We start from the raw sequence: 15,630 nt of genomic DNA, 5'->3' as shown, positions 1-15,630 counted from the left end.
GCGGGGGAATGATCGGGTTTGGCGATGGGTCTGGGCGAAGTGTGGGAGCGAGCTTGCTCGCGAATAGGTTTATAGCCGCCAGATCTCCAGCGGCCGTAATAACGTCTTCGTGAGCAAGCTCACTCCCACAAGATCCCTGCCAGCAGTGCCAGCAGTGCCAGCAGTGCCAGCAGTATTCAGATCACGTTACTCGGACACCTGCAGCTTGCGGGCTTCGGTGTACACGTAACGCACTTTCTCGTACTCGAACGGCGAGTCCATCTGACCGTAGCGGAAGCTGGTGGTGTAGCGACGGTCGATGGCGCGCAGCAGGTACAGCTCAGGATGGTCTTCGCTGACCTGGGCGACGTTGAGGAAGTTGATCTGCGATTCAGCGGTGAAGTCGAAGACCAGGCCGCCGGTGTCACGCAGGTTCGACGGGCCGAGGATCGGCAGCACCAGGTACGGGCCGGCCGGTACGCCATAGAAACCCAGGGTCTGACCGAAGTCTTCGCTCTGTTTCTTCAGGCCCATCAGGGTCGCCGGATCCCACAGCCCGGCAATGCCCAGGGTGGTGTTGACGATCAGGCGGCCGGTGGTTTCCATCGAACGCTTGCCCTTGAACTGCAGCAGGCTGTTCAGCAGGTTCGGCACATCGCCCAGGTTGCTGAAGAAGTTGCTGACGCCCGTGCGCACGAAGCTCGGCGTCACGTATTTGTAGCCGTTGACCACCGGCAGGAACACCCACTCATCGAAGCGATAGTTGAAGTGGTAGACCCGGCGGTTCCAGGATTCCAGAGGATCGTAGACATTCAGCGCGTTGAGGGACGAACGCTCGAACTCCTGAGCATCCAGACCCGGGTTGAATTTCAGCGACTTCAACGGCTCGGTGAACCCGTCCGGGTTGTCGATCCGCTGGACCGGGGCTGCCTGGGAAATGATCGGCGCGTCGGCCGCGTGGACGGCGCCAGCGCAGAGGAGGGCGGCGATAAGCAATAGACGTTTAGCCACGGAAAAACTCCAGCATGGCGTCGCTGTTGACGCGATAGTTCATGTTGCCGCAGTGACCGCCGTAAGGGTAAACGGTCAGGCGATCGCCAAAAGTCTTGCGCAGGAAACCGAGGTCGCCCGGACCGAGGATCACGTCGTCGGCGTTGTGCATTACCGCGATTTTCTTGCTGCTCGCCAGGTAATCCTTCAGCGCGTACAGGCTGACCTGATCAACCAGTTGCAGCAGGCTGCCGCCGTCGGTGCGGGCACGCCACATCGGGATGACCTGCTCGGTCACGTAGCAGTCGAAATCGCATTGCAGCGCGCGCTTGAGGAACGGCGTCAGGCTGGTGCCTTCGCTGATCGGGGTCTTCGGCGGGGTAATCAGGCCGCGACGGTTGATCAGGTCGGAGGTGAACGCGATGTCGGCTGCAGAGAACCGGAACGAGGTGCCGATCAGCATCGCCATCTGTTCGTTTGACAGGTGCTGCTTGGACTGCTGGAAGTCATACAGCAGGGCATCGTTCAGGTCGATGTAGCCTTTTTCGCGGAAGTAGCGGGTCAGCTTCTGCAGCACCAGTTCATAGAAGGTGGTGCTGTTGGTGATGCCTTTGACGTCGGTCTGCACCATCTTGTCGAGGTTGGTGATCGACGTGTACAGGTTCACCGGTGGGTTGATCAGCAGCACTTTCTTGAAGTTGAAGCTGCGGCGGGTTTCGTCGAGTTTGCTGACGAACGCCGCATCCAGCGCGCCGAGGCTGTAACCGGTCAGGTAATACTCGGTGACCTGCAGCTTGGACTGCTGGGCACGAACGGCCTGCATGACGCGGTACAAGTCTTCGGCGTCTTCCTTGGTCACGCCAGGGGTGGCGAAACGTGAGGCGGCGCTCATGAAGTCGTAGCTGGTGGGCGACGAAAGCTGTACGACGTTGTAACCCGCGCCGTAGTACAGCTTCTTCAGGTATTCGTTAAGGGTGCTGTTATAAGGCGCGCCGGTGCCGGCGATCAGGAAGATCAACGGCGCAGGGTGGTCTTGTTTGGCGAGGCGGTAACGCAGTTTCTTCACGGCCCAGAAGTTATCCGGCAGTGTGAACTCACGCTCCGGACGCATAGTGAGGCTGTAATCGTCCTGATCGATGTCGGCGTCTTCAGGCACCTTGGCACGCAAATCCGGTGGGGTCGTGGCGATGGTCGCTTCGAACGGATTGGTCAAGGGGAAGCCATAGCTGGACGGATCGATATCGACCGCCATCACGGACGCACTCAAAAACAGGCCGCCTGATAAGGCGGCGAGGCGCAGAAAACGAAGCATGACTGAATCCCTTGGGAATGATGTGCTGTTGAAATACGCAGGCTATGACACGGGTGTAATGCCAAAGTGCCGTGACGGCAAGTGACTCTTTCATGACCCTCCGCGACGATACAGGTTATGGCACTTCTGGCCTGTCTGCTCGTGCTTTTTATTACCCGTATGGTTTTGCCCGAGCGGCTGCGGCTATGCTGCGCGCCGTTGGTTATTTTCTGGAGTGTGTCGTGTCCCGTCGTCTGCCGTTGGTGGTGCTGTTTTTTATGCTGGTGCTGTGGCTGGCCGTCAGTTATGGCTTGCGCTACGGCCTGATGGAAGACGTGCAATGGGTAGGGATCTGCGCTGACGAGGCGTCGAAATGGCAGTGCCAGTTGCGCTCGAACCTGGGCCTGTTGATTCACTTCGGTGTGTTCGGATGGGGCGCGCTGATCGCATCGTTGATCGCGTTCTTTGTGCCACGTCAGGTGGGTCGAGCGCTCGCGGTCGTTGGCTTGCTGCTGGGGATACTCGCGCTGGTGCTGTACACGGCCAGTCTGGCGGTGTTCGCGGTGGTGATTGCCGGGTTGCGGCTGGTGCGTAATCAACGGGCCTGACTTCACAACGGGTCTTGCTTCAAACGCCAGACAGCATAAAGGGGAGCCGAGGCTCCCCTTTAAATCGTTGCACGTGCTCTTTCTTATTGTTGTAGGGCGGTCTGTTGTTGTTATTGGCAACCGGTCCCTCTACAGCGTCTTCGGTGATCCCCATACGGGATACAAGAGCAAACGTATTTTTTTGAGCGCTGACCTGCTTTGATTCCTCTTCTGCGAGAGGTGATCCAACCCGTTCTGGCCGCTACCTGGGGGTAGTTTTATCGTTCTCGGTCGGGCTGCGAGGCCGGGGCCTCGGTAAAGCGTTTCTACTCCAAAAAAATCTGTTGGCTGCGTCTCTGTGCCGTTGTTCTTGTTATGTCAGAGCCGATTCATCTTATTTTTATTGGTTTTTCACATTTTGTTCTTGTTATGCAGGAGATATAGCAGGGTGCGTGCCAATTTTTATAATCCCTTTTAAATCAAGAGGTTGTGAAATCTGATCAGTTTGCACCCCTGCCATGTAACGGAATTTTGTTTCCGTGTTACCCGCCTGCGAGCTCTGCAGTGCCCCGGCGGTAACACAATGTATCCGTCCCACCGCACACTCGGTTACACAGCGTCGGCCGTCGCCCGCGCACTGCTCGTTGTCTTCACCCGAGCGCCGATCCGCACACTGCGCCACAGTGCCAGTGCCATCAACAGACTCACCGCCGCCCACGCCCACGCCTGGGGATTGCTCAAGCCTTCGCGAAACAGCTGCGGCACGATGCCGGCGCCGACGATGAACATCAGCAGGCCGATCTCCCGGCGCGGTGCCGCAACCGGGCGGATCAGATAGACCAGCGCCGGCAGCCACAGCGTTGCCGTCGCGAAGCTGCGGTAGCGCGGATCAAACACCATCGCCAGCATCATCACCGCGGCCGTAAACCCGCTGGCGTACAACCACCATCCCGCACGAGCATCCAGCCAGGCAAACGCGCGCTCGCGCCAGCCTGTGCGAGCCGACAACGCCAGCGCTGCGTGGGCGAGCACCAGCAGATTCAGCACCACCAGCGCCAATGCCCACAGGTATTCGCCGGCGAAGCGGCTGGTCACCCGGGCCAGTTCACCCCAGCTGCCGATGCAGCAACCGGCGAGCGCCGCCAGCAACGGAAGCATCAGCGCGCTGCGTGAATGACTGACACGGCCAGCCCACGCCAGCGCCAGCAGGGCGATTGCGCCACTGACGGTCAGCCAGAATGGCCATAACGGCAGGTTCGATACCGGCCCGGCCAGCACGCCTTTGTCCTGGCGATCCGCGTCGAACAGCCCCCAGTAGCCGCCCACTGCGCCTTCGGACTGGCGCTTCCACGGCTGGTCGAACGCCTCGATCAGGTTGTAGTGCCAGCCGTGCTGCTCGGCCATCGCGACGAAACTGCGAATGAACCTGGCTTCGTTGACCCGGCTGGGCAGCGCGGTTTCACGCTGGCGGCCTTCGCTGGGCCAGCCGGTCTCGCCGATGAGAATGTCCTTGGGCGCAAATTGCTTGCCGAACGTTTCACGGATCTGCGCGACATGGGCCAGGGCCTCGTCGATGCCGGTAGGATCGTCTTCCCAGTACGGCAGCAGATGGATGGTCAGGAAATCCACGGCAGGCGCGACTTCCGGGTATTGCAGCCAGTATTCCCAGACATCTGCATAGGTGACCGGCTGTTTGACCTGCGCTTTCACCTGACGAATCAGCGTGGCCAGTTGAGCGCCGGTGACTTCCTTGCGCAACAGGCTCTCGTTACCGACGATCACCGCCGTCACCACATCCGGGTGGGTATTCGCCGCCGTCACCAGCGCCTTGATTTCCTTGGCCGTGTCGACCGGATTGCCGTTCACCCAGGCGCCGAGCATCAGCTTGAGGCCGTACTTGCGGGCGATGTCGGGAAGCGCCTCCATGCCGGTCATTGAATAGGTGCGTACGCAGTCGAAGCGCGTCGCGAGGAGCGCCAGGTCAGCGTCCATCCGCTCGGGGCGCAGGGTGAAGGGCTGGTCGAACGGGGACTGGTCCTTGTCGAACGGCGTGTAGGACGCGCATTGCAGTTTGTGGGTCGGCGTGGCGGCGTCCGGCAGAATCACCGGTTTGCCCAGCCAGTACCAGTAGCCGCACAGGCCAAGCAGGGCAATCACACAGGACAACAGATAAAAGACGACAGGCGAGCGGGACGGTGCGGACATGATGGGGCCGAAGTGAGGCGAAGGTCGGCATATTAGCAAGATGACGCGCCTTCACACCTCTCCGGTCAGCGCTTTTCAACCCATGCAATTTCCGGACGGTTTGATAGCGTCTTTACGACCTGTCTGTCGTTGATGGCCCGGTGATGTCGTTTACCGGGTGGCTGGGTGTCGCTGGCAGGAAAGGCGCAAGGTGTGTGGGGGTTGATGATCAATCGTCCACGCAGCGATTGCGTCTGCGCAGGCACGTGGTGGAAGCGTAAAACGCGTGGCTTGCCCCGAACCAGGGCGCGAGTGCGACGTTATAAGAACGTTAACGATACCCGACCGCTGTCGGGTTCTGGACTACCGGGGAAGTGAAAATGACGATGCGAAAAATCCTGGGTGTCGGTGCCGCGCTGGCACTGGCCATCAGTTCCACGCTGGCCCATGCCGACGCCAAACCCGAGCTGAGCATCGGTTACGTCGATGGCTGGTCCGACAGTGTTGCAACCACCAACGTCGCTGCCGAGGTGATCAAGCAGAAACTGGGCTATCCGGTGAAGCTGCAGGCCGTTGCGGCCGGGATCATGTGGCAGGGCGTCGCGACCGGCAAACTGGACATGATGCTGTCTGCCTGGCTGCCTGTGACCCACGGCGAGTACTGGACCAAGAACAAGGACAAGGTCACCGATTACGGGCCTAACTTCAAGGACGCGAAAATCGGCCTGATCGTGCCTGAGTACGTGAAAGCCAACTCGGTGGCGGACCTCAAGACCGACGAATCCTTCAAGAAGAAAATCGTCGGCATCGACGCCGGTTCAGGCGTGATGATCAAGACTGATCAAGCGATCAAGGATTATGGCCTCGACGGTTACAAGCTGCAGGCCAGTTCCGGCGCCGGCATGATTGCCGAGCTGACCCGTGCCGAAAACAAGAAGGAATCTATCGCGGTGACCGGCTGGGTGCCGCACTGGATGTTCGCGAAGTGGAAACTGAAGTTCCTGGAAGACCCGAAGGGCGTTTACGGTGCCGCTGAAACCGTCGACAACATCGGCAGCCTGGATCTGGCGAAGAAGGCCCCGGACGTGGCGGATTTCCTGAAGAAATTCCAGTGGACCAGCAAGGATGAGATCGGCGAAGTCATGCTCGCCATCCAGGACGGCGCCAAGCCTGAAGCCGCGGCCAAGGACTGGGTCGCCAAGCATCCGGATCGCGTCAAGGAGTGGACCGGTAAGTAATCGGTCACAAAGATTTAATGTTTTACCGAACCGCCTGGTGAGCCATCGCCAGGCGGTTTTTTGTTGCAGCCACCTCAAGGCGCAATCAACCCCCTGCAAAAGAGGCAATCCTTGGTACATCAACTAATGTCGTTCTAATACTAAGGTCGTCTGGAGTGCGTCGCAGAGCGGACTAAAGTGCAAACCGTGACATCCATCTGTGCTGCGAGGACAAAAACAATGAACGACAGCATTTACCTCTCGATTCAGAACAGCCCGCGCTTCAAGGAGCTGGTCTCGAAAAGGGAACGATTCGCCTGGATTCTCTCGGCAATCATGCTTGGGCTCTATGCCGCATTCATCCTTCTGATTGCGTATGGGCCTCAGATTCTCGGCGCTAAACTCAGCGCCACATCAACCATCACCTGGGGTATGCCGATCGGCGTCGGGCTGATTGTGTCCGCGTTCGTTCTGACCGCCATCTATGTTCGCCGCGCAAACGGTGAATTCGATGACCTGAACAACGCCATCCTGAAGGAGGCACAGCAATGATTCGGCGCCTGCTCGCGGCCTTTGGCCTTGCCGCTTTCGCGCCGACACTCTGGGCAGCCGAAGCGCTGACCGGTGCGGTGCAGAAGCAACCGTTGAACGTGTCGGCGATCATCATGTTTGTGGTCTTCGTCGGGTTCACCCTCTACATCACGTACTGGGCGTCGAAAAAGAACAAGACAGCGTCGGACTATTACTCGGCAGGCGGCAAGATCACCGGTTTCCAGAACGGTCTGGCCATCGCCGGTGACTACATGTCGGCGGCGTCATTCCTGGGGATTTCCGCGCTGGTCTACACCTCCGGCTACGACGGTCTGATCTACTCCATCGGCTTCCTCGTGGGCTGGCCTATCATCCTGTTCCTGATCGCCGAACGCTTGCGCAACCTGGGCAAGTACACCTTCGCTGACGTGGCGTCCTATCGATTGAAGCAGAAGGAAATCCGTACCCTGTCCGCCTGCGGTTCGCTGGTGGTGGTGGCGTTCTACCTGATCGCGCAGATGGTTGGCGCCGGCAAGCTGATCCAACTGCTGTTCGGTCTGGACTACGCGGTGGCGGTGGTGCTCGTCGGTATCCTGATGTGCCTGTACGTGCTGTTCGGCGGCATGCTGGCGACCACATGGGTACAGATCATCAAGGCGGTGATGCTGCTCTCCGGTGCGTCGTTCATGGCGTTGATGGTGATGAAGCACGTCAACTTCGACTTTAACGTGCTGTTCTCCGAAGCCGTGAAGGTTCACCCGAAAGGTGAAGCGATCATGAGCCCGGGCGGTCTGGTGAAAGATCCGATCTCGGCGTTCTCGCTGGGTCTGGCGCTGATGTTCGGCACCGCTGGCCTGCCACACATTCTGATGCGCTTCTTCACCGTGAGTGATGCGAAGGAAGCCCGTAAGTCGGTGCTCTACGCGACCGGTTTCATTGGCTACTTCTACATCCTGACCTTCATCATCGGTTTTGGCGCGATCCTCTTGGTCAGCACCAATCCGGCGTTCAAGGACGCGGCGGGCGCGCTGCTCGGGGGCAACAACATGGCAGCGATTCACCTGGCCGATGCGGTCGGCGGCAGTCTGTTCTTGGGCTTTATCTCGGCGGTGGCGTTCGCAACCATCCTGGCTGTGGTGGCAGGTCTGACGCTCGCCGGTGCTTCGGCGGTGTCCCACGACTTGTATGCCAGTGTGATCAAGGCGGGCAAGGCCAACGAGAAAGACGAGATCCGTGTGTCGAAGTACACCACGGTGGCCTTGGCTGTGGTGGCGATTGTGCTGGGTATCGAGTTCGAGAGTCAGAACATCGCGTTCATGGTGGGCCTGGCGTTCTCGATTGCGGCGAGCTGTAACTTCCCGGTGTTGTTGCTTTCGATGTACTGGAAGAATCTGACCACGCGCGGCGCGATGATCGGCGGCTGGATGGGGTTGATCAGTGCGGTGGTGTTGATGATTCTGGGCCCAACGATTTGGGTGCAGATTCTGCATCATGAGAAGGCGATTTTCCCGTACGAGTATCCGGCGTTGTTTTCGATTGCGATTGCGTTTGTCGGGATCTGGTTTTTCTCGATTACGGATAAGTCGAAGGCGGCAGAGGGTGAACGTGCGTTGTTCTTCCCGCAGTTTGTGCGTTCGCAGACGGGCCTGGGGGCCAGTGGTGCGGTGTCGCATTGATTTGAGGTAATGCTTTGCGAAAACGCCCCGATCTTCGGGGCGTTTTTGTTTTCAAAGCGCTTAAGATCAAGAGCGTCGGCCTGGGGGCAGACTGTTTCGCCTTCGGCGAGTTACTTGGAAAAGTCGAAAGTCGCACCATCCCCAAGTAACCAAGGGTGCTTGCTTCTGGTTGGGCCCCTCCTGCGTCGGGGTTCCTTCACTCCGGTCTCGCTCCGTGGGCCCGCGCCGAACGGACATCCATGTCCTGACGGCGCTCTCGCCGCATCCATGCGGCTCGGCCCACTGCGCATCGTCTACGTTCGGCCTGCGCCCAAGTCGCGTTTGGCGGTGTCTGGGCTTTTTGTGTGTGGAGATCAAAAGCAACGACAACGGCAACGGCTTCCCGGCTGAAGCCGGTCCCACAGGGTGCACGCGGTGTTCTTTTTAGTGGGACCGGCTTTAGCCGGGAAGGGGCCAGTTCAGGCGCTGAAAACGCCCAGGGGACTGATTTATTTACAGCGCTTCACCGTAAATGAATCTGTCCCCGGATTATGGTCATCCCGCTCAAAGGGGACGGTGCAGGCGCGGGTGAATCTGAGTCAGATGTCATTTTTGCGTTCGGTGCTTAAAAAGATTGAACCGCTTTCAAGCCGCTTCGCCTAATGATCAGCGTGTGGAGATTCCCACAGGCCTTGTGCTAATACCGGCACTCTTTAAGAGGTGGTTAACGTGGCTAAAGACGACAAGAAAACCAAAGGTGAAGCTTCGAAGGCCAGCAAGGATTTGAAGGACAAAAAGTCCTCTCCGGAAAAGAAATCAGCGGCAGCCTCGGCGCTTTCGAAGTCTTCCGACAAGAAAGACGCGAAGAAAGACACCAAGAAAACGGCTGAGCCAAAGAAAGCTGCAAAAAAAGCGGATAGCAAGCCAGAGAAGGCCAAGAAATCAGACAAGGCAGAAAAGGCCGACAAGCCTGCAAAAAAGAAAAAGTGATAACTGCACTGCGCTAGGGCTTTACGCCCTAGCTTCCTTAGAACGTCCTGTTCGAGTGTTGTAAATCCTCATTCCCGCCAATCTCCCCAACGCTCAGTCGCAGCCGCCGACGGGTGAACGCACGTGTAAATTTTACGGTGTTCAAACCGGCCCCTTCCCGGCTAAAGCCGGTCCCACTAAAAAGCACCGCGTACACCCCTTGGGACCGGCTTCAGCCGGGAAGCTCTTGATCTGCTTTAAAGCGCTTTTGATCTTCGTACACAAAAGGCTCAAACACCGCCAATCGCGACTTGGGTGCAGGCTGAACGCAGGTCTCGTGGAGTGGGCCGAGCCGCATGGATGCGGCGATAGCGCCGTCAGGGCATGGATGCCCGTTCGGCGCGGGCCCACGGAGCGAGACCGGAGTGAAGGTACTCCGACGAAGGAGGAGCCCAGCCGAGAGCAGGCACTTTTGGTTACTTTTAGGCTTTTTAAAAGTAACTCGCCGAAGGCGAAACAGTTCTGCCCCAGCAGAACCACTTCCATAAGCCCATAAAAAAACCGCGCCTGAGCGCGGTTTTTTTTAGTGCCAGCCTTAGCAGTTAAATCCTGCCCAGCAACACCAATATCAGCAGGATCACCAAGATCGTACCGATGATGCCCGACGGACCGTAGCCCCAGCTGCGGGAGTGCGGAAATACCGGAAGTCCACCGACCAACAGCAGGATTAGGATGATGATCAGAATTGTGCCGATGCCCATGACGAGTTCCTTCTAGTGTTCTTGGAAGATGGCTATGCAGTTCAAGAGGTTGCCACGACGGCTAATCATTGTGCTGCTTGATTGATCGGACTGTCGGACTAATCAAAAGGTTCTCAGTTGCCGAAATAAAAAATAACATTTTTAGGAAAGGCCCGGAAAATCAGAGGCCTGCGCCTTTAACAAACGAATTTTCCGCATTCAAAGCCTGATTGTAAAATCGCAAAAGTACCTCGCTTAGTGTGGAACCAAGCGGTAACTAACCGGTCACCAAGTTCAATGTAACGCTCTTCCCGTTAATCACCCATCTGCCTAAATACATCCAAAAGAGTGCCCACCCATTCAAACCATCGGTTTGCCTCCCATATTCAGCGATCTGATGAAGGGTTTGTCGGACAATCTGTCTGTTTACACTCTAGTGACTTCTTCCTAACCGACAAGGCGTCTGCTATGCAAAATCGCATCATGATCACCGGCGCAGGGTCCGGGCTGGGACGCGAGATCGCGTTGCGCTGGGCCCGCGAGGGCTGGCAGCTGGCGCTGTCGGATGTCAGCGACAGCGGCCTTCAGGAAACACTGCGCCTGGTGCGCGAAGCCGGAGGGGACGGTTTTGTTCAGCGCTGTGACGTTCGGGACTACAGCCAGCTCACCGCATTCGCCCAGGCCTGCGAACAGAAATTCGGCGGCATCGATGTGATCGTCAACAATGCCGGCGTTGCGTCAGGCGGGTTCTTTGGCGAACTGTCCCTCGAGGATTGGGACTGGCAGATCGCGATCAACCTGATGGGCGTCGTCAAAGGCTGCAAGGCGTTTTTGCCGCTGCTGGAACAGAGCAAGGGCAAGATCATCAACATCGCCTCCATGGCCGCGTTGATGCAAGGCCCGGCGATGAGCAACTACAACGTTGCCAAGGCGGGCGTCGTTGCGCTGTCGGAGAGCCTGCTGATCGAACTGCGCCAGCAGGAAATCGGCGTGCATGTGGTGTGTCCGTCGTTCTTCCAGACCAACCTGCTGGATTCCTTTCGTGGCCCCACGCCGGCGATGAAAGCCCAGGTCGGCAAGCTGCTGGAAAGTTCGCCCATCAGCGCAAAGGACATCGCCGATTTCATCTACCAGCAGGTCGCCAGCGGTGAGTTCATGATCCTGCCCCATGAGCAAGGGCGCATGGCCTGGCAGCTCAAGCAGAAAAATCCCCAGTTGCTGTACGACGAGATGGCCAACATGGCGGAGAAGATGCGCGCCAAGGCGAAGTCCGGAAGCTGAGCCAGACATTCGACGCGTGACTTTTCTGATAGGGTTGCCGGCACTTTCCGGCTGACCTGGACGAGGCTCATCGTGCTCAATTACCTGTGGTTCTTCCTCGCTGCGCTGTTCGAAATCGCCGGGTGTTATGCCTTCTGGATGTGGCTGCGCCAGGGCAAGAGCGCACTGTGGGTGATTCCCGGGTTGATCAGCCTGACCCTGTTCGCCGTTCTGTTGACCCGGGTCGAAGCCACGTACGCCGGTCGCGCCTACGCGGCGTACGGCGGCATCTACATCATCGCTTCCATCGCCTGGCTGGGCGTTATCGAACGTGTTCGCCCGTTGACGTCGGACTGGATCGGCGTGGGACTCTGCGTTATCGGCGCGACCATCATTCTGTTCGGGCCGCGCTGGTCCGCCGCGTGATCGTCGGTGCGCGAGAAAGAACTGACGTCTGCCGGACCTTTCTCTGACGTGCAGTCCGTAAATGCCCGGACGCGTAGGAAGCGTCTGTCAGCCATGGTCTTGAAGGGTTGAAGGGCGTTACTGATTTTGTTCTGGCGCATTGAAGCGCCGGGACCTGAGCGTCAACCTGCTTCCTCGGTTACAGCCAAGGAGCAGGACGTATGCTGGTATTGACGCGAGAAATCGGCGACACCTTCAACATTGGCGATGACATCACCCTGAGGGTGCTGGGCATCTCCGGCAATGAGGTGCGCCTGGGAATTGATGCGCCGCAGAGCGTCAGGATTCATCGGACAGAAGTTATTCGACGAATTGCCTCACGGCTACAGAACCTGGCCAACCGGGGACCGGGCAGGTGAGTCCAGCTTGGTCGCCATCCCGGCCCATTTGTGGGCACAGGGGGCCTACTCCTCGAAATATTCCTTAGGCACTTCGTGCTTGAGCATCAGCTGACATTGCTGGCTGTCCATGTCGAAGAAAATCACCGCCTGACCCTTGCTCAACGCATGGCGTACCCGCAACACGCGGGTTTCAAGGGGGGTGTCGTCGCCATTGTCAGTGCCATCGCGAGTCACGAAGTCCTCGATCAGGCGCGTCAGGGTATCAGCTTCGAGTTGGTCGTAAGGGATCAGCATAGGTTCTCGGCAATCACAAAAAGTACACGGGGCGGCGATGCTATCGCGCCCCGTGCGGGCAGGCTACCGCTGCCCCACCAATGTATCCACCGATGGCACGCGCGTGTCGCTTTCCATCTGCGCGTCGTGCTCCAGCTGATGGCTGAAATTTTCCAGCGACGCGTTGGACGGGTGCGCATCGCTGGCGAATACCGGCGGGCTCATGATGTAGGCGGTGAGCAGACGGCTCAGCGTGCTCAGGCTGTCGATGTGCGTGCGCTCATAGCCATGGGTCGCGTCGCAGCCGAACGCCAGCAGGGCCGTGCGCGTGTCGTAGCCGGCAGTGATCGCCGAATGGGCGTCGCTGTAGTAATAGCGGAACAGGTCGCGGCGCACGGACAAGTCGTTTTGCACCCCCAGGTGCAGCAAGTGCCTCGACAGATGATAGTCATAGGGACCGCCGGAATCCTGCATCGCCACGCTGACCGCGTGTTCGCTTGAATGCTGGCCGGGCGCAACGGGCGCGATGTCGATACCGACGAACTCGCTGACGTCCCACGGCAAACTGCCTGCAGCACCGCTGCCGGTTTCTTCGGTGATGGTGAACAGCGGGTGACAATCGATCAGGGGCTCGACGCCGCTGTCGACGATGGCTTTGAGCGCCGCGAGCAGGGCGGCCACGCCAGCTTTGTCGTCCAGATGGCGAGCGCTGATATGCCCGCTGTCGGTGAACTCGGGCAGAGGGTCGAACGCCACGAAATCGCCGATGTTGATGCCTACCGATTCGCAGTCCGCGCGGGTGGCGCTGTAGGCGTCCAGGCGCACCTCAACGTGGTCCCAGCTGATGGGCATGGTGTCGACGGCGGTATTGAACGCATGACCGGACGCCATCAACGGCAGCACGCTGCCGCGAATCACGCCGGTGTCGGTGAACACGCTGACGCGGCTGCCTTCGGCAAAGCGACTGGACCAGCAACCCACCGGGGCCAGGCCCAGTCGGCCGTTGTCTTTGACTTCACGAACACTGGCACCGATGGTGTCCAGGTGCGCGGAAACGGCGCGGTCGGGGCTGTTCTGTTTGCCTTTCAACGTGGCGCGGATGGTACCGCGACGGGTCAGTTCGAACGGAATGCCCAGTTCTTCAAGGCGCTCGGCGACGTAGCGCACGATGGTGTCGGTAAAACCGGTGGGGCTCGGGATCGCGAGCATTTCCAGCAGGACTTTCTGCAGGTAATTCAGATCCGGTTCAAGGATGTTTGCAGTCGTCATAGGGACCTCAATGTGTGGCGCAGATTAAGCTGAGAGCGGACTCGCTCGCGGGACGGGTCCGGTGTCGACGAAGTCGTCGTCCGGCCAGACCTGTCGCGAGCAGGCTCAGGGCTACAGCGGTTGCGCCTTAGCCATGGGCAGGCTGGCTGTGGGGAAACAACAGATCGACGAAACGCTCGGCCGTCGGTTGTGGCTCGTGATTGGCCAGGCCGCAGCGCTCGTTCGCTTCGATGAACACATACTCCGGCTGATCGGCGGCGGGCACCATCAGGTCCAGACCCACCACAGGGATGTCGAGCGCGCGGGCGGCACGCACGGCGGCGTCCTTCAACACCGGGTGAAGAATCGCGGTGACGTCTTCCAGACAGCCGCCGGTGTGCAGGTTCGCGGTGCGGCGCACGGCCAGACGCTGATCCGCCGGCAACACGCTGTCGAAGCTGAAACCCGCTTCCTCAACGGTGCGGTGGGTTTCGTCGTCCACCGGAATCTTGCTCTCGCCGCCCGTGGCTGCAGAGCGACGGCGACTTTGCGCCTCGATCAGCTGACCCACGGTGTGACGGCCATCGCCGATGATCTCGGCAGGACGGCGGATGGCCGCAGCTACCACCTCAAAACCAATCACGACAATGCGCAGGTCGAGCCCTTCGTGGAAGCTTTCGAGCAGCACACGGCTGTCGAACTGGCGAGCACGTTCGACCGCCGCCTGGACATCTTCAATAGTGCGCAGGTCCACGGCCACGCCCTGGCCCTGTTCACCATCGACCGGCTTGACTACGACGCGCTGATGCTCTTCGAGAAACGCCAGGTTGTCGTCGCCGTTGCCGGCCAGTTGCTGCACCGGCACTTCCAGACCTGCCGCCTTGAGCGTTTTCTGGGTCATGCGTTTGTCCTGGCACAGCGTCATGCTGACGGCGGTGGTCAGGTCGCTCAACGACTCACGGCAACGCACGCGGCGACTGCCATGAATCAGCGTGAACAGTCCGGCTTCAGCGTCATCCACCTGCACTTCGATGCCGCGCCGATGGGCTTCTTCGACGATGATCCGGGCGTACGGGTTGAAGTCCGCCTGCGGGCCGGGTCCGAGAAACAGCTTCTCGTTGATGCCGTTTTTACGCTTGATGGCGAAGGTCGGCAGATTGCGGAAGCCCAGCTTGGCGTAAAGGCTTTTTGCTTGTTCGTTGTCATGCAGCACCGACAGATCCAGGTACGCCAGACCCCGGCTCTGGAAATGCTCGACCAGATGACGCACCAGCACTTCGCCGACGCCAGGCCGTGTGCATTGCGGATCAACCGCCAGGCACCACAGGCTGCTGCCGTTTTCGGGATCGTTGAAAGCCTTTTGGTGATTCAGGCCCATGACGCTGCCGATCACGGCGTTGGTGGTCTCATCTTCAGCAATCCAGTAGACCGGGCCGCCCTGGTGCCGAGGCGTCAGCAGGGCAGGGTCGATGGGCAACATGCCACGGGCGATGTAAAGATTGTTGATCGCGGTCCAGTCACCTTCGCTTTGCGCTCGGCGAATCCTGAAGCCACGAAACACGCGCTGGGCCGGGCGGTAATCGCTGAACCACAGCCGCAGTGTGTCCGACGGATCGAGAAACAACTGTTGCGGCGATTGCGCCAGCACCTGTTGCGGTGCGGCGACATACAGGGCGATATCGCGCTCGCCCTGCTTTTCGTTGAGCAACTCTTGCGCAAGGGATGCCGGATCAGGGTAGGTATGGCCAATCAGCAGCCGTCCCCAGCCGCAATGCAGAGCCAGCGGTTCTGTCTCAGGCGTGCTGCCGTCTTCGGCAAGGCGAGCCTGCAAGCGCTCGTACGACGGCGCCTGGCCGCGCAACAAACGCTGGTTATGAATCGAAGCGTTGGCTTTCATCGG

General features: G+C 59.2%; 15 protein-coding genes. 8 read left to right on the top strand and 7 right to left on the bottom strand.

Annotated elements, in window-relative coordinates; translation table 11 throughout:
• Positions 1-186: 186 nt before the first annotated feature.
• Positions 187-990, bottom strand: coding sequence for a VacJ family lipoprotein (locus QWI20_RS06170; RefSeq protein ID WP_369304669.1), 804 nt, complete (start codon positions 988-990; stop codon positions 187-189).
• Positions 983-2,281 carry a serine/threonine protein kinase gene (locus tag QWI20_RS06165; RefSeq protein WP_065986875.1) on the bottom strand — a complete coding sequence of 433 codons (1,299 nt, stop codon included), beginning with the start codon at positions 2,279-2,281 and terminating at the stop codon, positions 983-985. The genes QWI20_RS06170 and QWI20_RS06165 overlap by 8 nt, the downstream gene beginning before the upstream one ends.
• Positions 2,282-2,502: 221 nt before the next feature.
• Between QWI20_RS06165 and QWI20_RS06160 the strand changes: the two genes are divergently transcribed.
• Positions 2,503-2,868 (top strand): hypothetical protein, encoded by a 366-nt coding sequence (locus tag QWI20_RS06160; RefSeq protein ID WP_369304668.1) that lies wholly within the window; start codon positions 2,503-2,505, stop codon positions 2,866-2,868.
• Between the two features lie 588 nt (positions 2,869-3,456).
• Here the strand turns inward: QWI20_RS06160 and QWI20_RS06155 are convergent.
• The gene (locus QWI20_RS06155) at positions 3,457-5,052 is read right to left on the bottom strand and encodes a glycosyl hydrolase family 17 protein (RefSeq protein ID WP_369304667.1); all 1,596 of its coding nucleotides are present in this window, start codon (positions 5,050-5,052) and stop codon (positions 3,457-3,459) included.
• Between the two features lie 359 nt (positions 5,053-5,411).
• Between QWI20_RS06155 and QWI20_RS06150 the strand changes: the two genes are divergently transcribed.
• The 4 genes from QWI20_RS06150 (at position 5,412) to QWI20_RS06135 (ending at position 9,424) form a co-directional block, all read left to right on the top strand.
• Positions 5,412-6,269: a glycine betaine ABC transporter substrate-binding protein gene (locus QWI20_RS06150; protein WP_192170957.1), complete on the top strand. Its 858-nt coding sequence runs from the start codon at positions 5,412-5,414 to the stop codon at positions 6,267-6,269.
• 219 nt (positions 6,270-6,488) lie between these two features.
• Entirely contained in the window at positions 6,489-6,800 is a 312-nt protein-coding gene (locus QWI20_RS06145) for a DUF485 domain-containing protein (RefSeq protein WP_108122019.1), read from the top strand.
• Positions 6,797-8,455: a cation acetate symporter gene (locus QWI20_RS06140; RefSeq protein ID WP_369304666.1), complete on the top strand. Its 1,659-nt coding sequence runs from the start codon at positions 6,797-6,799 to the stop codon at positions 8,453-8,455. The genes QWI20_RS06145 and QWI20_RS06140 overlap by 4 nt, the downstream gene beginning before the upstream one ends.
• A gap of 699 nt (positions 8,456-9,154) precedes the next feature.
• On the top strand, positions 9,155-9,424 hold the full coding sequence (locus QWI20_RS06135) for a hypothetical protein (protein ID WP_369304665.1): 270 nt from the start codon (positions 9,155-9,157) through the stop codon (positions 9,422-9,424).
• A 581-nt stretch (positions 9,425-10,005) separates the two neighbouring features.
• Here the strand turns inward: QWI20_RS06135 and QWI20_RS06130 are convergent.
• Positions 10,006-10,164, bottom strand: a complete 159-nt coding sequence (locus QWI20_RS06130; protein ID WP_020290439.1) for a DUF3309 family protein — start codon at positions 10,162-10,164, stop codon at positions 10,006-10,008.
• A gap of 447 nt (positions 10,165-10,611) precedes the next feature.
• Here QWI20_RS06130 and QWI20_RS06125 point away from each other — a divergent pair, with 447 nt between their 5' ends.
• From QWI20_RS06125 to csrA, 3 genes are all read left to right on the top strand, one after another.
• The gene (locus tag QWI20_RS06125) at positions 10,612-11,424 is read left to right on the top strand and encodes an SDR family oxidoreductase (RefSeq protein WP_369304664.1); all 813 of its coding nucleotides are present in this window, start codon (positions 10,612-10,614) and stop codon (positions 11,422-11,424) included.
• A gap of 72 nt (positions 11,425-11,496) precedes the next feature.
• On the top strand, positions 11,497-11,829 hold the full coding sequence (locus tag QWI20_RS06120) for a YnfA family protein (RefSeq protein WP_369304663.1): 333 nt from the start codon (positions 11,497-11,499) through the stop codon (positions 11,827-11,829).
• A gap of 200 nt (positions 11,830-12,029) precedes the next feature.
• Positions 12,030-12,227, top strand: a complete 198-nt coding sequence (gene csrA, locus QWI20_RS06115) for a carbon storage regulator CsrA (protein ID WP_369304662.1) — start codon at positions 12,030-12,032, stop codon at positions 12,225-12,227.
• A 45-nt stretch (positions 12,228-12,272) separates the two neighbouring features.
• On the opposite strand, the gene QWI20_RS06110 is transcribed toward csrA, so the two are convergent.
• The 3 genes from QWI20_RS06110 to ngg form a co-directional block, all read right to left on the bottom strand.
• Positions 12,273-12,503 carry a YheU family protein gene (locus QWI20_RS06110; protein ID WP_065986890.1) on the bottom strand — a complete coding sequence of 77 codons (231 nt, stop codon included), beginning with the start codon at positions 12,501-12,503 and terminating at the stop codon, positions 12,273-12,275.
• Positions 12,504-12,566: 63 nt separating this feature from the next.
• Positions 12,567-13,751 (bottom strand): osmoprotectant NAGGN system M42 family peptidase, encoded by a 1,185-nt coding sequence (locus QWI20_RS06105; RefSeq protein WP_192170963.1) that lies wholly within the window; start codon positions 13,749-13,751, stop codon positions 12,567-12,569.
• Positions 13,752-13,878: 127 nt separating this feature from the next.
• The gene (gene ngg, locus QWI20_RS06100; RefSeq protein ID WP_282371036.1) at positions 13,879-15,627 is read right to left on the bottom strand and encodes an N-acetylglutaminylglutamine synthetase; all 1,749 of its coding nucleotides are present in this window, start codon (positions 15,625-15,627) and stop codon (positions 13,879-13,881) included.
• Positions 15,628-15,630: the final 3 nt, after the last annotated feature.

The organism is Pseudomonas sp. W2-17, from assembly GCF_041060445.1.
Classification (GTDB): domain Bacteria; phylum Pseudomonadota; class Gammaproteobacteria; order Pseudomonadales; family Pseudomonadaceae; genus Aquipseudomonas.
The sequence above is the reverse complement of the archived record's forward strand: the minus strand, read 5'-3'. Positions and strand labels throughout refer to the sequence as shown.

Coding starts and splice junctions, on each gene's coding strand:
- QWI20_RS06155 (WP_369304667.1), bottom strand. CDS start 5,052: ATGTCCGCACCGTCCCGCTCGCCTGTCGTCTTTTATCTGTTGTCCTGT.
- csrA (WP_369304662.1), top strand. CDS start 12,030: ATGCTGGTATTGACGCGAGAAATCGGCGACACCTTCAACATTGGCGAT.
- QWI20_RS06150 (WP_192170957.1), top strand. CDS start 5,412: ATGACGATGCGAAAAATCCTGGGTGTCGGTGCCGCGCTGGCACTGGCC.
- QWI20_RS06130 (WP_020290439.1), bottom strand. CDS start 10,164: ATGGGCATCGGCACAATTCTGATCATCATCCTAATCCTGCTGTTGGTC.
- QWI20_RS06125 (WP_369304664.1), top strand. CDS start 10,612: ATGCAAAATCGCATCATGATCACCGGCGCAGGGTCCGGGCTGGGACGC.
- QWI20_RS06110 (WP_065986890.1), bottom strand. CDS start 12,503: ATGCTGATCCCTTACGACCAACTCGAAGCTGATACCCTGACGCGCCTG.
- QWI20_RS06165 (WP_065986875.1), bottom strand. CDS start 2,281: ATGCTTCGTTTTCTGCGCCTCGCCGCCTTATCAGGCGGCCTGTTTTTG.
- QWI20_RS06145 (WP_108122019.1), top strand. CDS start 6,489: ATGAACGACAGCATTTACCTCTCGATTCAGAACAGCCCGCGCTTCAAG.
- ngg (WP_282371036.1), bottom strand. CDS start 15,627: ATGAAAGCCAACGCTTCGATTCATAACCAGCGTTTGTTGCGCGGCCAG.
- QWI20_RS06105 (WP_192170963.1), bottom strand. CDS start 13,751: ATGACGACTGCAAACATCCTTGAACCGGATCTGAATTACCTGCAGAAA.
- QWI20_RS06140 (WP_369304666.1), top strand. CDS start 6,797: ATGATTCGGCGCCTGCTCGCGGCCTTTGGCCTTGCCGCTTTCGCGCCG.